The 16,265-nt window shown below is 41.9% G+C and carries 15 protein-coding genes; 2 read left to right on the top strand and 13 right to left on the bottom strand.

Features of this window, described 5'->3' with window-relative positions; genetic code table 11:
• Positions 1 to 227: 227 nt before the first annotated feature.
• Positions 228 to 1,190 (bottom strand): DUF2515 family protein, encoded by a 963-nt coding sequence (locus ACXADT_RS12285; protein ID WP_474835353.1) that lies wholly within the window; start codon positions 1,188 to 1,190, stop codon positions 228 to 230.
• Positions 1,191 to 1,284: 94 nt separating this feature from the next.
• Here ACXADT_RS12285 and recU point away from each other — a divergent pair, with 94 nt between their 5' ends.
• Together recU and ACXADT_RS12275 are read left to right on the top strand one after the other, a co-directional pair.
• Entirely contained in the window at positions 1,285 to 1,893 is a 609-nt protein-coding gene (gene recU, locus ACXADT_RS12280; RefSeq protein ID WP_474811456.1) for a Holliday junction resolvase RecU, read from the top strand.
• A gap of 75 nt (positions 1,894 to 1,968) precedes the next feature.
• On the top strand, positions 1,969 to 4,656 hold the full coding sequence (locus ACXADT_RS12275) for a PBP1A family penicillin-binding protein (RefSeq protein ID WP_474835351.1): 2,688 nt from the start codon (positions 1,969 to 1,971) through the stop codon (positions 4,654 to 4,656).
• 19 nt (positions 4,657 to 4,675) lie between these two features.
• Here ACXADT_RS12275 and ACXADT_RS12270 read toward each other — a convergent pair whose 3' ends face one another.
• The 12 genes from ACXADT_RS12270 to panB all read right to left on the bottom strand — a co-directional run bounded on the left by ACXADT_RS12270 (position 4,676) and on the right by panB (position 16,173).
• Positions 4,676 to 5,182 (bottom strand): YpoC family protein, encoded by a 507-nt coding sequence (locus tag ACXADT_RS12270; protein WP_474835349.1) that lies wholly within the window; start codon positions 5,180 to 5,182, stop codon positions 4,676 to 4,678.
• Positions 5,172 to 5,834 (bottom strand): endonuclease III, encoded by a 663-nt coding sequence (nth, locus tag ACXADT_RS12265; RefSeq protein ID WP_474835347.1) that lies wholly within the window; start codon positions 5,832 to 5,834, stop codon positions 5,172 to 5,174. The genes ACXADT_RS12270 and nth overlap by 11 nt, the downstream gene beginning before the upstream one ends.
• A gap of 64 nt (positions 5,835 to 5,898) precedes the next feature.
• Positions 5,899 to 6,612 (bottom strand): DnaD domain-containing protein, encoded by a 714-nt coding sequence (locus tag ACXADT_RS12260; RefSeq protein ID WP_474835345.1) that lies wholly within the window; start codon positions 6,610 to 6,612, stop codon positions 5,899 to 5,901.
• Between the two features lie 156 nt (positions 6,613 to 6,768).
• Entirely contained in the window at positions 6,769 to 8,061 is a 1,293-nt protein-coding gene (gene asnS, locus ACXADT_RS12255) for an asparagine--tRNA ligase (protein WP_270179020.1), read from the bottom strand.
• Positions 8,062 to 8,175: 114 nt separating this feature from the next.
• Complete coding sequence (locus ACXADT_RS12250) at positions 8,176 to 9,369, bottom strand: pyridoxal phosphate-dependent aminotransferase (protein WP_474835343.1); 1,194 nt, start codon at positions 9,367 to 9,369, stop codon at positions 8,176 to 8,178.
• Positions 9,370 to 9,393: 24 nt separating this feature from the next.
• The gene (locus ACXADT_RS12245; protein ID WP_270179022.1) at positions 9,394 to 9,879 is read right to left on the bottom strand and encodes a cell wall elongation regulator TseB-like domain-containing protein; all 486 of its coding nucleotides are present in this window, start codon (positions 9,877 to 9,879) and stop codon (positions 9,394 to 9,396) included.
• 13 nt (positions 9,880 to 9,892) lie between these two features.
• The gene (locus ACXADT_RS12240; protein WP_224877917.1) at positions 9,893 to 10,063 is read right to left on the bottom strand and encodes a YpmA family protein; all 171 of its coding nucleotides are present in this window, start codon (positions 10,061 to 10,063) and stop codon (positions 9,893 to 9,895) included.
• Between the two features lie 230 nt (positions 10,064 to 10,293).
• A complete protein-coding gene (locus ACXADT_RS12235) occupies positions 10,294 to 11,127 on the bottom strand; it encodes a ComEC/Rec2 family competence protein (RefSeq protein ID WP_474811444.1) in 834 nt (277 codons plus the stop codon).
• Between the two features lie 40 nt (positions 11,128 to 11,167).
• Positions 11,168 to 13,963: an ATP-dependent DNA helicase DinG gene (dinG, locus tag ACXADT_RS12230; protein ID WP_474835341.1), complete on the bottom strand. Its 2,796-nt coding sequence runs from the start codon at positions 13,961 to 13,963 to the stop codon at positions 11,168 to 11,170.
• Between the two features lie 121 nt (positions 13,964 to 14,084).
• Positions 14,085 to 14,468, bottom strand: a complete 384-nt coding sequence (gene panD / locus ACXADT_RS12225; protein WP_474835339.1) for an aspartate 1-decarboxylase — start codon at positions 14,466 to 14,468, stop codon at positions 14,085 to 14,087.
• Positions 14,469 to 14,473: 5 nt separating this feature from the next.
• Positions 14,474 to 15,337 carry a pantoate--beta-alanine ligase gene (gene panC, locus ACXADT_RS12220; RefSeq protein ID WP_474835337.1) on the bottom strand — a complete coding sequence of 288 codons (864 nt, stop codon included), beginning with the start codon at positions 15,335 to 15,337 and terminating at the stop codon, positions 14,474 to 14,476.
• Complete coding sequence (panB, locus tag ACXADT_RS12215) at positions 15,334 to 16,173, bottom strand: 3-methyl-2-oxobutanoate hydroxymethyltransferase (protein WP_474835335.1); 840 nt, start codon at positions 16,171 to 16,173, stop codon at positions 15,334 to 15,336. Before panB ends, panC begins: the two co-directional genes overlap by 4 nt.
• Positions 16,174 to 16,265 lie beyond the last annotated feature (92 nt).

Raw genomic sequence — 16,265 nt, 5'->3', positions numbered from 1 at the left:
GCAAAGGTAGTGTTTTACTGATAAAGCGGAACTTTTTCGACACTCTGCAGAATGATTTTGTAACTTCTGCTCAAACTAAATGACAGGAGGTGTAGTGACATGACAAAAAAACGCAAGTTGCAAAAACCTGCAAGAAACGCACAGCCTTCACAAGAGGAAACAAGACCTGGATATGGCAACAAAAAATTAGAAGGACCCAACCGTCCTTCAACTTAAAACCTAGGGGATCATCCCCTAGGTTTTATGACATTTTCAAGCTCTACCACGATTTTGATCTGACTTCTTTTCTTTTCATACCAATCCGTAAGATCGAATGGGTTAAGCTCTACTTCTTTTCTCAACATCTTCGCGACGGTTCTTCTACTTGTAAACCATTCGACTTTTTCCCGCTGGTGATGTGTGATGATCGGTAAAACTTCTCTCAGCATGCGCCCTTCTTTCTCTTTTCCCATGTATTTCTCATAATCATAGCGATTACCTGTTGGAGGGGTGTGTGTCGAAAAGTCATAGAACAGGTGAAAATAATCAGGATGGAACAACAGTTTCGCTAATTTCTTGCCTAGTTCCACTCTATTTTTCGTATGTCGAAAACCCTTAACAGTCAGCCCGTATAATTGACCTCTTCTAGTGGGAAAAAGAACTGTACTGTAGTGGAACCATTCCTGGACGTTGAATAGAAACGAATGAAACACCTTTTTCTGAAGAGAGTGATGCAAAAGAACCGGTTTCTCTATAACATGCTGCTCGTTGATGATCAAAGCTCTCATCAAGCGTTCTTCGTCTCTAGTTGTAAAAAACGTCTCCCACTCTTGTTGCATAAAACGCGAAACATGAAATTCATTTAAATATGACATCATTGAGCATCGATACTGCTTGCTCAATGCATATAAAACTAACTGTGGAAAAGCGTCCTCGAAGATCGTCCAGTTCGCTCGTTCATATGTAAGCAAAAGAGCTGCTATCTTTTCCTGTGAGATGATTTTCTGAAACCATTCGCCTTTAAGATCAGCCATGCTCCACCCTGCATTTCTAGACACCATCGACGCCAAGAAAGCCCACTTTATCTCGGGATGACTTCTAAAAAATCTCTCGTAAAATACAGTACGTGAAATATTATCCGTATTTCCTTCCGCTACAAGTTTCTTAATTTCTAAGATTTCTTTTTCGTTTAACTCCCTCTTTGCTTTCAATCTTTTTTTCACCTGCTTGAAACATTTTAGTCGTGCAAGACGTTATAATTAGAGTAGAATAGTTGAAGTAGCTTCTACAGAAAGGATGGTTATGTTGCCGATTCGATATCCGAACGGAAAGCCGTATGTCCCTTCGGCTCAGAATCAGCTTGCGAGTCAGAAACAAAAGTCTTACAGCAATCGAGGAATGACCCTTGAAGAAGACATTAACAAGAGCAATACTTATTATCTCTCGGTCGGTAAGGCAGTTATTCATAAAAAGCCGACTCCTGTGCAAATTGTAAACGTTGATTATCCAAAACGGAGTGCTGCAGTTATCAAAGAAGCCTATTTTAAGCAGGCTTCCACGACGGATTATAATGGTGTCTACAAAGGAAGGTATATCGACTTTGAAGCGAAAGAAACGAAGAATAAAACCTCTTTCCCATTGAATAACTTTCACGAGCATCAAATTTCACACATGAAACAGGTGATCGAACAATCAGGAATCTGTTTCATTATTTTGCGTTTCTCAACATCTGATGAGGTATTCTTCTATGATGCCACACATTTGTTTCAACACTGGACCGAAATGAAAAATGGCGGTAGAAAATCGATTAAAAAAGAAGACATTGAGAAGGACGGGATCAAGATCCCCTATACGTTCCAACCACGCATTGACTATATGAAGATTATTGATAAAATGTATTTCAATCAAAGCTAGAATTTAGCGCATTCATAAAATACGGGATTGTATCGAATCCTATAAAGAGTATTGGTTTGAAAGGCAGGAATATGCATGAGTGAATATAACTCTCGTCAAGAAAGACGTAAAATGAAAAACCCAAAAGAAAGTAAAAAGAAAAAAGGAAAAAAAGGAACGTTCAAAAAAGTACTTCTATCACTCGTTGTGTTACTTCTCATCGGGATAACCATAGGAGGAATCACAGCGGTCGCATACATCAACAATGCACCGGAATTGGATCCAGAAGCGTTAGCCAACCCACAATCTTCTGTGATTCTAGACCGTAATGATGAAGAAGTGCAAACGCTCGCTGGAAGCAAATCTCGTGAAGTGGCGAAGATAGATGAAATTCCTGATATTCTAAAAAACGCATTTGTTTCTGTTGAAGATACGCGTTTTTATGACCACTTTGGTATCGATCCTCGTCGTATCGGGGGAGCAGTTCTCGCAAACGTTAAAGACGGATTTGGTGCAGAGGGTGCGAGTACGATCACACAGCAAGTGATCAAAAACTCCCTTTTAACTTCAGAGAAATCATTGGAACGAAAAGTTCAAGAAGCTTACTTATCCATCAAGTTGGAACAACAGTATACGAAAGATCAAATTCTTGAAATGTATTTGAACAAAATCTACTTTGGGAATGGCGCATGGGGCGTTGTTGATGCAGCAGAAACTTATTTTGATAAGAACATCACTCAAGATGAGCTGACTCCAGGAGAAGCAGCACTACTTGCTGGACTACCTCAGCGTCCGACAGCTTACGACCCGTTCGATCACCCTGAAGTCGCAGAAGAACGTCGTAACACTGTGCTTAGCTTGATGAAAAAGCAAGGTGTGATCACAGCAGAAGAAGCTAAGAAATATAGTGCGATGAAAGTAAGTGACATGGTCGTTCAAAGTAACAACGACAAATCCACTGAGCAGTATAAAGTGTTCATCGATCGTGTCGTGAAAGAATTGCAAGAAAGAGAAGATATATCTGAGAAAGATATTTATTCTGGCGGTTTAACGATTCATACTACGCTAGACACGAATGCGCAAGAAATTACGAATGATGTGATCGAAAACTACAACTATACGAACGAAAACATGAGATCAGGTCTTGTTCTGCTCGATACGAAGTCAGGCTCTGTTCGTGCGATCGGCGAAACGCGTAAAGACGAGAGCGTCATTCCTTACGCGACGACAGACAATCTGCAAACAGGATCTACAGCGAAACCGATCATTTCTTACGGTCCTGCAATCGACAACATGCAATGGTCGACTGGTCGATCGATTAAGGATGAGAAGCTAGAAATTAATGGCGCAAACATTCGAAACTGGGACCGTAAATATCGCGGTCAAGTATCGATGAGAAAAGCGTTGCAGTGGTCTTACAACGTCCCTGCAGTCAACACGTTTACTGAAGTTGGCGAAGGTCCTTCTCTAGAGTTCGCTAATAAACTTGGGCTAGGCCTTAAAGAATCTGACATGGTTCCAACTGCAGCGATTGGAACATTCGGTTCCTCCCCACTCGAAATGGCAGGAGCTTATGCTGCATTTGGAAACAACGGTAATTACAACAAACCGCACACAGTAAGAAAAGTTGTGTTCCCAGACGGTCGAGAAATTAACCTCGAGCCAGAATCCGTTAAAGCGATGAATGATTACACGGCATATATGATCACAGATATGCTGAAAACAGTTGTGAAAAGCGGAACGGGTACGGATGCAAACATTTCCGGTTTACCTTTAGCAGGAAAAACCGGTACGACGAACCATCCTCAAGACGTTGTCGAATCAAAAGGGTTCCCGACTTCAGGAATTACAAGGGACGCATGGTTTGCAGGATATACAACAGAGTACTCGATGGCCGTTTGGACTGGGTTTAACTCTCCTAATAGCCATTACCTCGATTCTGGCAAAGGAGAAGACGATACGTCCAAAATTCTCTTTAGAGAAATCATGCAACGAGTTTCTCAAGGTGTCGAGACTGCTGACTTTAAAAAACCTGATTCTGTTGTCGAAGTTGGTGTAGAAAAAGAAACGGGATTACTCCCTAGTGATTACACACCAAAAGACCAGATCGTTTATGAACTATTCGTAAAAGGTAATACACCAGAGAAAACGTCTGATAAATATCAACAGCCTGAAGGTGTAAAAGACTTATCTGCTCAATACGATGAAGCATCGAACAGCATTTCAGTTTCTTGGAAACCTGGCGGCGATAAAAACTACACGTACAAAGTAGAAATGAGCGTCGATGGCGGAGAGTATGCAACGATTTCAGAGTCGAGCAATACGGCCGTTTCAATCGACAACGTATCAGCTGGAAGCGAATTTACGTTTAAAGTAACGGCAATCGTTTCTGATACAGGTGTCACGTCTAAGCCTGCACAAACGTCAGTCACTGTTCCTGCTCAGGAAGAGCCTGAACCTGAAGAAGAAGAAAATGAAGAAAACGGCGAAGGTGAAGGTGAAAACGAAGGCGAAGGCGATGGCGATGGAGACGGTGAAGGCCAGGGCAACGAAGGCAATGGCTCTGGAAATGACTCTGGCAGCGAAGGTAATGAAGGTTCCAATGAAGGATCCAACGAAGGTTCCGGTAACGAACAAGGTAATGGGAACCAAGGCGGAAATGGCGGAGGTAACGGCAGCGGAAACAATGGTGGCCAAGGAAATGGTCAATCAGATGATAGTGAGAGCCGAAAGCCTGAAGACGATTCATCTTCCCTTTCTGACCTCATACCTGGAAATAACTAAAAAAGAAGCCAATCGGTTTTTAATCCGATTGGCTTTTCTTTATGGCTTCATTTTTCATCCACTTTTTATGAAGGTCATGAATAAGCTCTCGTAATTGTACAAAAGCCGTGTAATGATCATAGTGATCGATCACATATTTTAAGCGTTCTGCCCCATTGAGCGGTGAGATTTCAAGGGAACGAATCGTTGCTTGCCACTCCCCTGCCAACGCTCTTCTTCCATTCAGCCAAAATAAAGCTTCCATCAAGTAGCCGATTTGAAAAACCATCTCGATGCTCGCTTCTTTTTTCTTTCTGCTTGAGAAGAAAGCTCTTATCGTTTCTTCAACGTCTTTCCATTGCTCGAAATACTCCTTGAGATGCGATGTAGGGGAATCCCATGGTCGCTCGTCTTTCTGTTTGATAAACTCCTGCACTTCATAAAAGAAAGGGTTTCGTTTGGTGGTATGTTTTATCTCTTCATGCCAGTCAGAATCAGCAAAGAATAAAGGGTGATGAATGGCTTTAGGAAGACCTTTACTTTCCATTCCGTGCAACCTTTTTCATTCGTTTTTGCCCTTCTCTACATAAATCTAGTAAGGGACAAATTTCACATTTAGGTGATTGAGCTCTACAGTGATATCTTCCGAAGAAAATGAAACGGTGATGAGAGACGGACCATTCATCTATTGGTATTTTTCTCATCAACGTCTTTTCCACTTCAAGAACGGAATCTTTCCAGCGACAAATCCCAAGACGCTTACTAACTCTCTCAACATGAGTATCAACCGCTATCGCTGGCAGGTCAAAGGCAACTGAAGCGATGACATTTGCCGTTTTCCTGCCTACTCCTGGTAGCAACATTAGTTCATCTCGATCTTGTGGAAGCTGTCCACCATATTCCTCTATCACCATTCGAGCCAGCTTTTTGATATTTTTTGCTTTGTTCCTAAAAAGCCCTATTCTCCGAATATCACTTTCTAATTCCTCTAACTCGACATTCACGTAATCCTCAGGCTCTTTGTATTTCTCAAAAAGGCCTGGCGTTACTTTATTTACTAAAGCATCCGTACACTGTGCCGATAGTACGACCGCAATCGCAAGCTCAAACGGTGTCGTATGATGAAGCTCACAGTGTGCATCTGGAAACATTTCTCCCATGGAATCTAATACAGTACGAATCTGTGGCTTTGTTAACAACGATATCCATCCTTCCATTCATATAAAAAAACGGGAGGTTCGCTCCCGTTTCCCCACCTTATCTTTATTTTCCGAGCCAATTATATATCGGAGCACTTGTATTCGATCTATTGTCAGATTTCGGTGATGGTGTTTTCTTATCGTATTGATGCTTTCTGAACTTCTCTCCGTAGGCCCTTGCCTGATCGATCGTTTGAATGTTATTCCGTTTCCATTCGAACAAAATGCGATCGATGTATCTGAAGTTTAATTTTCCAGCAAGAACGGATTCTTTTAGAGCAGCTTTTATGAGTTCAGGATCATGCTTATCTCCATCAATCCACATCGAAAGTGTTTCACATTCGATAGGTGATAGAGGCCTCGCAAACTCACGTTCAAAAAGAGTATACAAACTTTCTTCGTTTTGAGCATTTTTTTCAGCTTTCGATTCCGCTTCTTGTTGCTCTAATTTCGTAAAAATTCGTTCCCATAATGGGAGCAGCGAATAGGCTTCAGAATAATAGCCTTTTTCTTTATCTCGATGTTCATCGATTGTTAAAACACCTTTTTGCATGAGTTGTTGAATCTTATCCATACACGTTTGTGGCGTATACGTCATTTCTGCTGAAAGTTCTTCAGGGGTAGGAAATGAATTACCATGTTCGATAAAGGCATGTAACTTGATCAAAAAGAAGCAGTCTTCTTCATGAAGTCCTACAGTTGAATAATGAGTTAATAAGAGCCTCGGTATGGATACATGTCCCCCGTTTAACAATTCAATAATGTGTTCTTTCTTCATCCCATCCACCTCTACCTTTCATTATAGCATGCCGGCATTTTGTGATGGGGTGAAAACCCTTGGTTTCGTTCCCTTAAAACGTTGAAAAAATTCGGCAACCACTTCATATAAAGACGCTCCTTTCAAATATGAAAGAAGCGTCCCTTTGCTAGTTTATCATGGATACAATCTGTTTAAAAGTCTAGGGAATGGAATCGTCTCACGAACATGCTCGACGCCTGAGAGCCAAGCTACTGTTCGCTCAAGACCTAGTCCAAAGCCTGAATGTGGAACAGATCCATATTTACGTAGTTCTAAATACCATTTGTAAGCATCGTCAGTTAAGCCATGCTCTTCATAACGCTTCTCCATAAGAGCAAGGTCATCGATTCGCTGACTTCCACCAATAATTTCTCCATACCCTTCAGGAGCGATCAAGTCAGCACAAAGCACAACTTCTTCGCGTTCTGGATCAGGTTTCATATAGAATGCTTTGATATCCTTTGGATAGTTCGTTATGAACACAGGTTTTTCAAAGCTTTCTGCGATTGCTGTCTCGTGTGGTGCACCGAAGTCTTCTCCCCACTCGATATCTGTAAATCCTTTTTCCTTCAATAGAGAAATCGCATCGTCATAAGAAATACGAGGGAATGGCGCTTGAATCGCTTCTAGCTTGGATACATCACGACCAAGTGTCTTTAGCTCGATCTGACAGTTTTCTAGAACAGACTTCACGAGGAAGCTCACATACTGTTCCTGTACTTCAAGACTTTCTTCGTGGTCCATAAATGCCATCTCAGGTTCAATCATCCAGAACTCGATCAAATGGCGACGTGTTTTTGATTTTTCTGCACGGAACGTAGGTCCGAATGAGAAAACTCGGCCGAACGCCATCGCAGCTGCTTCCATGTAGAGCTGACCGCTTTGCGAAAGATACGCATCCTCTTCAAAATATTTTGTGTGGAAGAGATCTGTTGTCCCTTCAGCTGAGCTACCTGTAAGAATTGGAGGATCGATTTTCACAAACCCATTCTCATTGTAAAATTGGTAAGTTGCTCGAATGATTTCGTTACGAATACGAAGAATCGCATTCTGACGCTGTGAACGAATCCAAAGATGACGGTTGTCCATTAGGAATTCTGTTCCATGCTCTTTCGGTGTGATCGGATAATCGACAGCTTCATGAATCAGTTCGATATCCGTTACTGTTAATTCATACCCGGATTGTGAACGATCGTCTTCTCTAACGATTCCAGTAACCCATACAGAAGATTCTTGCGTAAGTCCTTTAGCAGCTTCCCACGCTTCTTCTGAGACTTCTTTCTTTACCATAACGCCTTGAATAAATCCAGTTCCATCTCGAAGCTGTAAAAACTGAATCTTTCCACTAGAACGCTTGTTATGTAGCCAAGCTCCGATCGTAACTGTTTGTTCGACTTTTTTACTTACGTTTGAAATCGTCGTTTTCACTACTTATTTCCCTCCAACTTATATAAAAACGTGCGGGCTAAACACTTTGTTATTCCATAGCCTCTTTTTCATCATCACTTTGTATTATACCTGTCCTAAGCGTGTGGAACAACATTAGACAGCAGACGTTTGTTTTGACTTCACGAAGCGTTCGATACGCGTGATCGCTTCGAGGATAACATCCAATGACGTTGCGTACGAAAGACGCACATTATCTGGTGATCCGAACCCAGACCCAGGAACGAGCGCTACTTTTTCTTCTTCCAATAACCCTTTAACAAATGCATCGACTGAATCGAATCCAGTCATTCTAGCAGCTTCCTTTGCATTCGGGAAAAGATAAAATGCACCTTTTGGTTTGACACATGTGAACCCTGGGATGTCACTCAACCGTTCATGGACGATATTGAGTCGCTCTTCGAATGCTTTGTTCATCGTCTCAACAGGTTCTTGCGTTCCTTCATAAGCGGCAAGAGCTGCATACTGAGAAATAGACGTTGGATTAGAAGTAGAGTGACTAGCAAGGTTCGTCATCGCTTTGATAATCTGTTTGTTTCCTGTTGCATATCCAATTCTCCAACCTGTCATCGAATGAGATTTCGAAACACCGTTGATCACGACCGTTTGCTCTTTTAACTCGTCTGAAAGCTGAGCAATAGATGTATGTTTCGCACCTTCATATACAAGCTTTTCATAAATCTCATCAGAGATGATAAGAATATCATGTTCAAGGCAGAATGCACCGATCGCCTCTAGCTCTTCTCGTGAATAGATGGATCCAGTCGGGTTTGATGGCGAATTGATTACGATTGCCTGCGTATTTGAAGTCACGACTTCTTGTAGCTGTTCAACCGACACCTTGAATTCGTTCTCTTCTTTTCCTTTTACATAAACCGGCTTCCCACCAGCAAGTTTCACTTGCTCAGGGTAGCTTACCCAATATGGGGTCGGAATGATCACTTCATCCCCTTCATCTAGAATAACTTGAAACAATGTATACAAAGCGTGCTTTGCACCTGTACAGACGATGACTTCTTCTGGTGTGTACGATATGTCCTGATCTTTTTTAAATTTACTTATAATGCTTTTCTTAAGGGGAAGAATTCCACCTGAGGGCGTATACTTTGTAAGTCCATCATTCATTGCTTTCTCAGCAGCAGATAGAATATGTTCTGGTGTATTAAAATCAGGCTCACCAGCTCCAAGGCCAATCACATCATGACCTTCTTCTTTCAATGCTTTCGCTTTCGCGGTAATCTCTAGTGTGGCAGAAGGCGTCAATGCCGCCACTCTGTTAGATAGTTTCATCTCACTCTTCCTCCTTCAGGTTCATTAACTTTGTCTGATGCTCCTCGAGCGCCAGTATTCACCGTTACTGAAATAGTAGTATGCAAACGTATAGCGATCCTGATCGTCAACAAACGTCGCTTCCCAAACAAGCACTTCTTGACCATCCTGGTTCACTTCGATTCCAGGTTTGATACTTATTATCTCAGTCGGTGAAAATCGATCGTTCAGATTCGATTTTACAACGTTTGAAGCAACACCTTCATCTTCTTTCTTTGTGACAGGGGATCCCTTTTTCTCAGGTACCCATGTATAGACAGCCTCACCGTCTTCATTCTTGCCTTTAAAAACAACGTACGCGCCGTTCGTTCCATGATAATGGATCGTTTCGTCCACTTCGCTTAACCCTACAGCACCTTTGGCTTTTTCTTCAAGCTTATTAGGACTTTCCAAAATCGATTGATAAAAAGACACCCCTTGCCAGATCACTAAACCTAGAACTAAAACTAATATAATCCCCAAAATTCGCATACGAACACCCTATTTATGTACGATATATTGTAAATACCATCTTTTCCTGATCCTCTTCGTCGAGTGCCAGTCCGAACATTAGATCTCTCTCTTTTAATGTGCGATTCAACGCATCGACGATTTTATAAATATCAAGAGACTTTGTTACTTTTACTGTCGATAATACTTCGATATTACTCTCCACTCGTGTCATCTCCCTATATAGTTTGGATATTCCATCAACGCAAATATTTGCTACTTATAGTTTAGATTCTTCGTGACAAACTAAAAGTACCGCAAAAGCGGGAACGGTGCAAACCGTAATACACGCCCCACTATCCAACGATTGCCTGCGTTTTAACGCAGGCTTTTACGTTTTACAAACAACCTAACCTTATTTTTAAATAAGTTGATGATTTTTGCAATACTTATTCTTCAATGGCTCTGTGGAGTCGTCTTCGTAGGAATGGTGATCACATCATAACCATCGAGCTGCATCCGAATGGTCACACTCCCAATGCGATATGGATAATACACTTCTGTCCAATTTTCACTGAGTCGTTCGAGAATGGCTTCACTGATGTCGATTTTTTTATGACGAAAAATAACAGCCATCTGTGGGTTGATCGCATCTAGAAACTGAGAGGTCGTTCCGATATCACTTCCAAAATTCGCCACTTTTAATACTTCTGCAGTTCTTCCAGAAGCTACGATCTCTTCCTCAAGCTCGCGATTGGTTTCACCCATAAACAATAAGTCTTGACTACCTAAGGATAGCATAAATGTAGTAACTCCTGCCTTAGATATATCGATGATATCGATTGATGCACCTTCTACGATTTCTACCTTTTCCTCCACATTCAAGTTACCTACCTTCGTTTGAGAAGGAATTTCTTGAATCAATGAATCGACGAGGCGTTCAGGAGCAATGATTTTCTTTACATTAAAATACCTAAGTAAGGAATTGATATTGCCAGAATAGGCTTCGTCCGCATTCGTTAACCAGATCTCTTCTATTTCCTTCACTTGATACATTTGAAGACGGTCGATCAGCTCTTCTTCTGAAGCAGAACTTCCTGTATTGATCAGGACGGTCCCTCCGATCGGATCCTGAACGAGGATTGCTTCACCTACAGTTAAATCAAAGAACGTCACAGCGATTTCCTGGTTTTCTAAATTCAAATCTACTGATTGGATCGGTGCATTTGAACCAGCTGTATTTACAGATAGAACCAAGAATAAAAAGAGAAACATCATTGATCTTTTCATCACACTACCCCCTGAAAGTAGTGTGTGAAAAAATCATGATTTATAACCAGAGGTCGAGTTCGTTCACAAGCTCTTCTACACTCCCCTTTATCATCGGTACGTCAGGTAAAGATTTTACGAACAAGCGGCCATATCTTGTTGAGACGATCCTCTTATCGAAAACAAAAACCGCTCCTCTATCCTTTTGAGACCGCACTAGACGACCGAAACCCTGCTTAAATCGTATGATTGCTTCAGGTAAGGAAAGTTCCATGAAAGGATTTCCTCCAGAATGTTTTAGTTTCTCAGACCTTGCCTGAAATACAGGATTGTCTGGAGGCGAAAACGGCAACCGAACGATGATCAGGCAACTTAGATCTTCACCAGGAATATCGACACCTTCCCAGAAGCTGCTCGTTCCAAAAAGAATCGCATCGTCACTTTCTTTAAAGTTCTTCGTTAATCGAACGCGACTACCGCTATCTACGCCTTGACTGATCAACGTTAAGTCGTCATGCTGCATAAGCTCTTTCATCCTTAGGTGAGCTTTTCTGAGCATGTCGTATGAGGTGAATAGCACAAGCATCCTTCCTCTAGTGACTCTTGCTATTTTTAAAATCGCGGCTGTAATGTGATCCACGAATTCATAGTCAGAGACATCTTTAATCATTGGAAGGTTCGTTGGAATCATCAACCTTGCTTGCTCAGAATAATCGAACGGTGATTCGTAACGATACGTTTTAGGTCCATACTCATCCAGTCCAAGCCTCTTAATGATAAAGTCGAATGAATTTCGAACGGTTAGCGTTGCAGAAGTAAGAAGAATACTCTTCTTTTTCCCAAAGTATTCTTGTGATAACAGTTCGCCTACCTCGACAGGCCGACTGAATAGAAAAGCTGAGTTGATCGCACCTTTCGGATCGATCTCTACCCATTTAACGTCATTCGACTGATCTTGTAGCAATAAATAATCGATCTTCGCAAGCTCTTCTAATACGGAAGCGTGCAGGCCTTTGAAATCTGCAGCAGCATTGATTTGCTCTCGCGTTAAGTCGTCTTCATTAAGATCTAATTCTTTTTCGATCTTCACTAACAATTTATCGAGGTCTTTTAAGTAAAAGACGAGCCGATGTGCTGCTTCCTGGATCGCATCCCAGGCTGAGCCCTTTTCATCAGTAAGTCTATAACTTAAGCGACCGATTTCATTCGAACGGTTGATATTCTTCTGCACATACCGATGCAGCATTCTAAAGAGCTCATCTAAATCAGACAGTATCGTTTTAACGTATGCATCAATATCTGATGTGATCTCATCAAGTTCAACACCGATGTCTTTAAGGATACTCACCGTTTTTCCATAAAGACCATCTCCGTCTTTCAGACCCATTCTTACGAAGCCTTGTAGAATCGAAAAGTAATCGGTTTTCACTCCAAAGAACTCTGTAGCGATATCCTCAAGATGATGAGCTTCATCGATGATGGCTTGTTGATACGCTGGTAAGAGCTGATGATCATTGATCAAATCACTGAAGAGAAGAGCGTGGTTCGTGATGATAAGATCAGCATTCATGGCTAACCGTTTTCTGCGGTGATAAAAGTCTCTTGAAAACCATGGTGAACGGTGATTTGCTGATACAGTTGCATCGCTCCTTATTTGTTGCCAAAATAACTTTCCACCGCTCGAAAGGTTTAGTTCCTCTACATCTCCATAGTCCGTCTCAAGCAGCCAGACAAGTATTTGAGCTTTCGTTAAGATGGTGTCATAGTTATTCTCTTCGAATTGAAAAAGCTGTTGTTCAAACCTCGTCATATCAAGATAGTTGCTTCTGCCCTTTAAAACCGTTGCTTTAAAATCAAACGGTAAGATTTCTCTTAAGAACGGGATATCTCTTTGAAGCAATTGCTCCTGAAGTTGAATCGTATGCGTACTTACGACGACTGGTTTATTCGTGTTTTTCGCATGAGACACACCTGGCAAAAGGTAGCCAAGCGATTTGCCGATACCCGTTCCTGCTTCGATTAGTACATGGTGATTTGTATCAAAAGCATCTGCTACACTTCTCATCATGTCGTTCTGGCCATCACGTGTTTCATAACCAGGTATGATCGTTGCCATGGTCGTAGCTAGATTTTGTTGAATCTCATCAAATGGGATCGGTTCTTTTAATGGTTCGGCTTCTTGAACCTCTACTTGTCTCTTTAACGCAATATCGCGAAAGATTTCAAACTCCCCTTCAGGCTCAATCGCTTTCTCTTTCGTTTCTATTAATTCCTGAAGAATGGTTTCCATGTCACTTAAAAGTCTTGGACTAAGTTCAGCTAGCTGTTTTAACGTGACGACTGGAAGAGATTCGAGTTTATGAAATAAGTACTTCAGAAGTTCTCCCGTCACCTCTGCATCACTATCCGCCTGATGCGGGTTGTCGTGAACGATTTCAAGGTGGTCGGCTAACCACGACAATTTATAAGCTTCTGCTTGCGGAAGGAAGATTCTTGCGAGCTCTACAGTATCCAGAATCGGACCATCAAAAGGCTCGTATCCACTTTCATCAAGCTCTGCGTTCATAAAGTTCAAATCAAATCTAACATTGTGCGCAACAAAATAAGCCCCATCAAGTCGTTTTAGCAGCTCAGGAGCTACTTCATCAAAAAGTGGAGCGTCTTTAACATCTTCGTCAGAAATCCCAGTCAACTGCTGTATAAATGATGGAAGAGGCTGTTCTGGGTTCACATAGGACGAATATCGGTCCACGATGGTGCCATCTTCAATAACAACCAACCCGATCTGTATGATTCGATCTCCATTTTTCGGAGAATTTCCCGTAGTTTCAAAATCAATAACTGTATAGCGGTTCATTCTTTTCACTCCAGTTGCTTCAAACCTTACTCTCACCTGTATAACTTTATCACTTTTTAAGTCGAACGGAAAATAATTTTGAAAAAGAAAAGCTCTGGAACGTTTACCAGAGCTTTTTTACCTATAGGATGGTTGAAGCAGGTTCCGCACCGATCATATCTACGATTTCATTTCGATCGTTCATGATCGCTACACGAGGTGTGAACTGTTTAACTTCTTCTTCACTCATCATCGCATAGGCAACGATAATGATAACATCACCAGGTTGCACGAGTCGTGCTGCCGCTCCATTAAGGCATACGACGCCAGAACCTCTTTCCCCTGGGATAATGTACGTTTCGAGCCTTGCACCATTGTTATTATTTACAATTTGAACCTTTTCATTCGAGTACATCCCCACAGCATCGATGATATCCTCATCGATCGTTATACTCCCAACATAATTTAGGTTGGCTTCCGTTACGCGGGCTCTGTGAATCTTGCCCTTCATCATCGTCAAAAACATGCTGATTACACTCCTATCGGGATTTCACTTCTAGTTACGATCACATTATCGATCAGTCTTGCTGCAGAAAACTGAACAGCTACAGCTACGATGATATCTTCATCGATCGCTTCGATCGGCTTTAAACCTGGATAAGAAAGCACTTCTACATAATCGATCTCTCCAACGGTCTGTTGAAGCATCTCCTCAACTAATCGTTTGATTTTACTTGCGCTAGTTTCACCACTCCTGATCGCTTCTTTCGCTCTTACTAAACTATTTGAGAGCTCGGATGCATCCGTTCGCTCTGATGGTGTTAAATAGACGTTCCGTGAACTTTTTGCAAGACCATCCACTTCTCTTACGATGGGACAAGGGACGATTTCAACAGGTACATTGAAGTCTTCTACTAATCCTTTGATAACAGCGACTTGCTGTGCATCTTTTAATCCAAAATAAGCACGATCTGGTAAAACGATTTGGAATAACTTTAGTACGACTGTTGCTACACCATCAAAATGTCCTGGTCTTGATTCACCGCAGAGAGTATCAACTCGTTTATTCACAGTTAACGTTGTCGTCCGGTCCTCAGGGTACATCTCACGAACATGCGGATAAAATAATATGTCCACGCCAGCTTCTCTTGCTAGCTCTTCATCTCGTTTAATGTCCCTTGGATACCTGTCGAAGTCTTCGTTTGGTCCAAATTGAAGTGGATTAACAAATACGCTCATCACGACGATGTCGTCCTCTTCTCTAGCTCTTTTAACTAAACTCGTGTGACCTTCATGAAGAAACCCCATCGTAGGGACAAACCCGATCGTATTGCCGCGCTTCATTTGTTTTTTCGCTTCTACTTGCATGTCTTTTATTGAGGATATGATCTTCACGACTTCTCACCTCCATACATCGCAGCGAGCTGTTCTTCCTTCATGTTAAATGAGTGCTTTTGTTCTGGAAATGATTGCTTTTTAACATCATCTATATAGGACGTGATCGAATGCGATACGGTCTCACCTATCTCGGCGTACTGTTTCACAAACTTAGGCACGTGCCCACTTCCGTAACCGACTAAATCATGGTACACGAGCACTTGACCGTCTGCTTTGACACCTGCTCCTATTCCTATTACCGGAATCGTAAGCTCTGTCTTCACGATTTCTGTTAATTGCTGTGGTACGCATTCAAGGACGAGTGCAAATGCACCAGCACGTTCGATCGCCTTTGCATCATCGAGCAGCTTGGCTGCTTCCTCGCTTCCTCGCGCCTGTACTTTATAACCACCTAATACGCCAACAGATTGCGGCGTTAGTCCAAGATGACCCATTACCGGTACACCTGCTGTGGTAAGTTTCTCGATATGCGTGATAACATCTCCAGCGCCTTCGAGCTTTACGGCATGCGCTCCTGCTTCTTGCATCAATCTTCCTGCATGAGCTAACGTTTCACTAGGCGAACTATGGTACGTGAGAAACGGTAAATCGCTTACAATAAACGTATGACGGGCGCCTCTATTAACGGCCTTTGTATGGAGAACCATATCATCCATCGTTACAGGAACAGTAGAATCATAGCCAAGGACTACCATACCAACGGAGTCTCCTACTAATAAAAGGTCGATTCCAGCTTCCTCTGCAAGTTTTGCTGAAGGATAATCATACGCAGTCAGCATGGCGATCGGGTCATTGTTTTGCTTCATCTTTTTGAAATCACTCGTTGTTTTCAATTCTTTCTCCTCCTTTTCTAGAGGAAACTAAAACCGTACAAAAAAACTCCTGGAAGAGGTTAACGGTTGACAGGGGTACCCTAATCGGCCTG

This window comes from Anaerobacillus sp. ABR4_321 (genome assembly GCF_056158505.1).
This window is presented reverse-complemented; position numbering and strand designations above follow the sequence as displayed.

Coding starts and splice junctions, on each gene's coding strand:
- ACXADT_RS12275 (WP_474835351.1), top strand. CDS start 1,969: ATGAGTGAATATAACTCTCGTCAAGAAAGACGTAAAATGAAAAACCCA.
- ACXADT_RS12270 (WP_474835349.1), bottom strand. CDS start 5,182: ATGGAAAGTAAAGGTCTTCCTAAAGCCATTCATCACCCTTTATTCTTT.
- ACXADT_RS12260 (WP_474835345.1), bottom strand. CDS start 6,612: ATGAAGAAAGAACACATTATTGAATTGTTAAACGGGGGACATGTATCC.
- ACXADT_RS12250 (WP_474835343.1), bottom strand. CDS start 9,369: ATGAAACTATCTAACAGAGTGGCGGCATTGACGCCTTCTGCCACACTA.
- ACXADT_RS12245 (WP_270179022.1), bottom strand. CDS start 9,879: ATGCGAATTTTGGGGATTATATTAGTTTTAGTTCTAGGTTTAGTGATC.
- ACXADT_RS12235 (WP_474811444.1), bottom strand. CDS start 11,127: ATGAAAAGATCAATGATGTTTCTCTTTTTATTCTTGGTTCTATCTGTA.
- dinG (WP_474835341.1), bottom strand. CDS start 13,963: ATGAACCGCTATACAGTTATTGATTTTGAAACTACGGGAAATTCTCCG.
- panD (WP_474835339.1), bottom strand. CDS start 14,468: ATGTTTTTGACGATGATGAAGGGCAAGATTCACAGAGCCCGCGTAACG.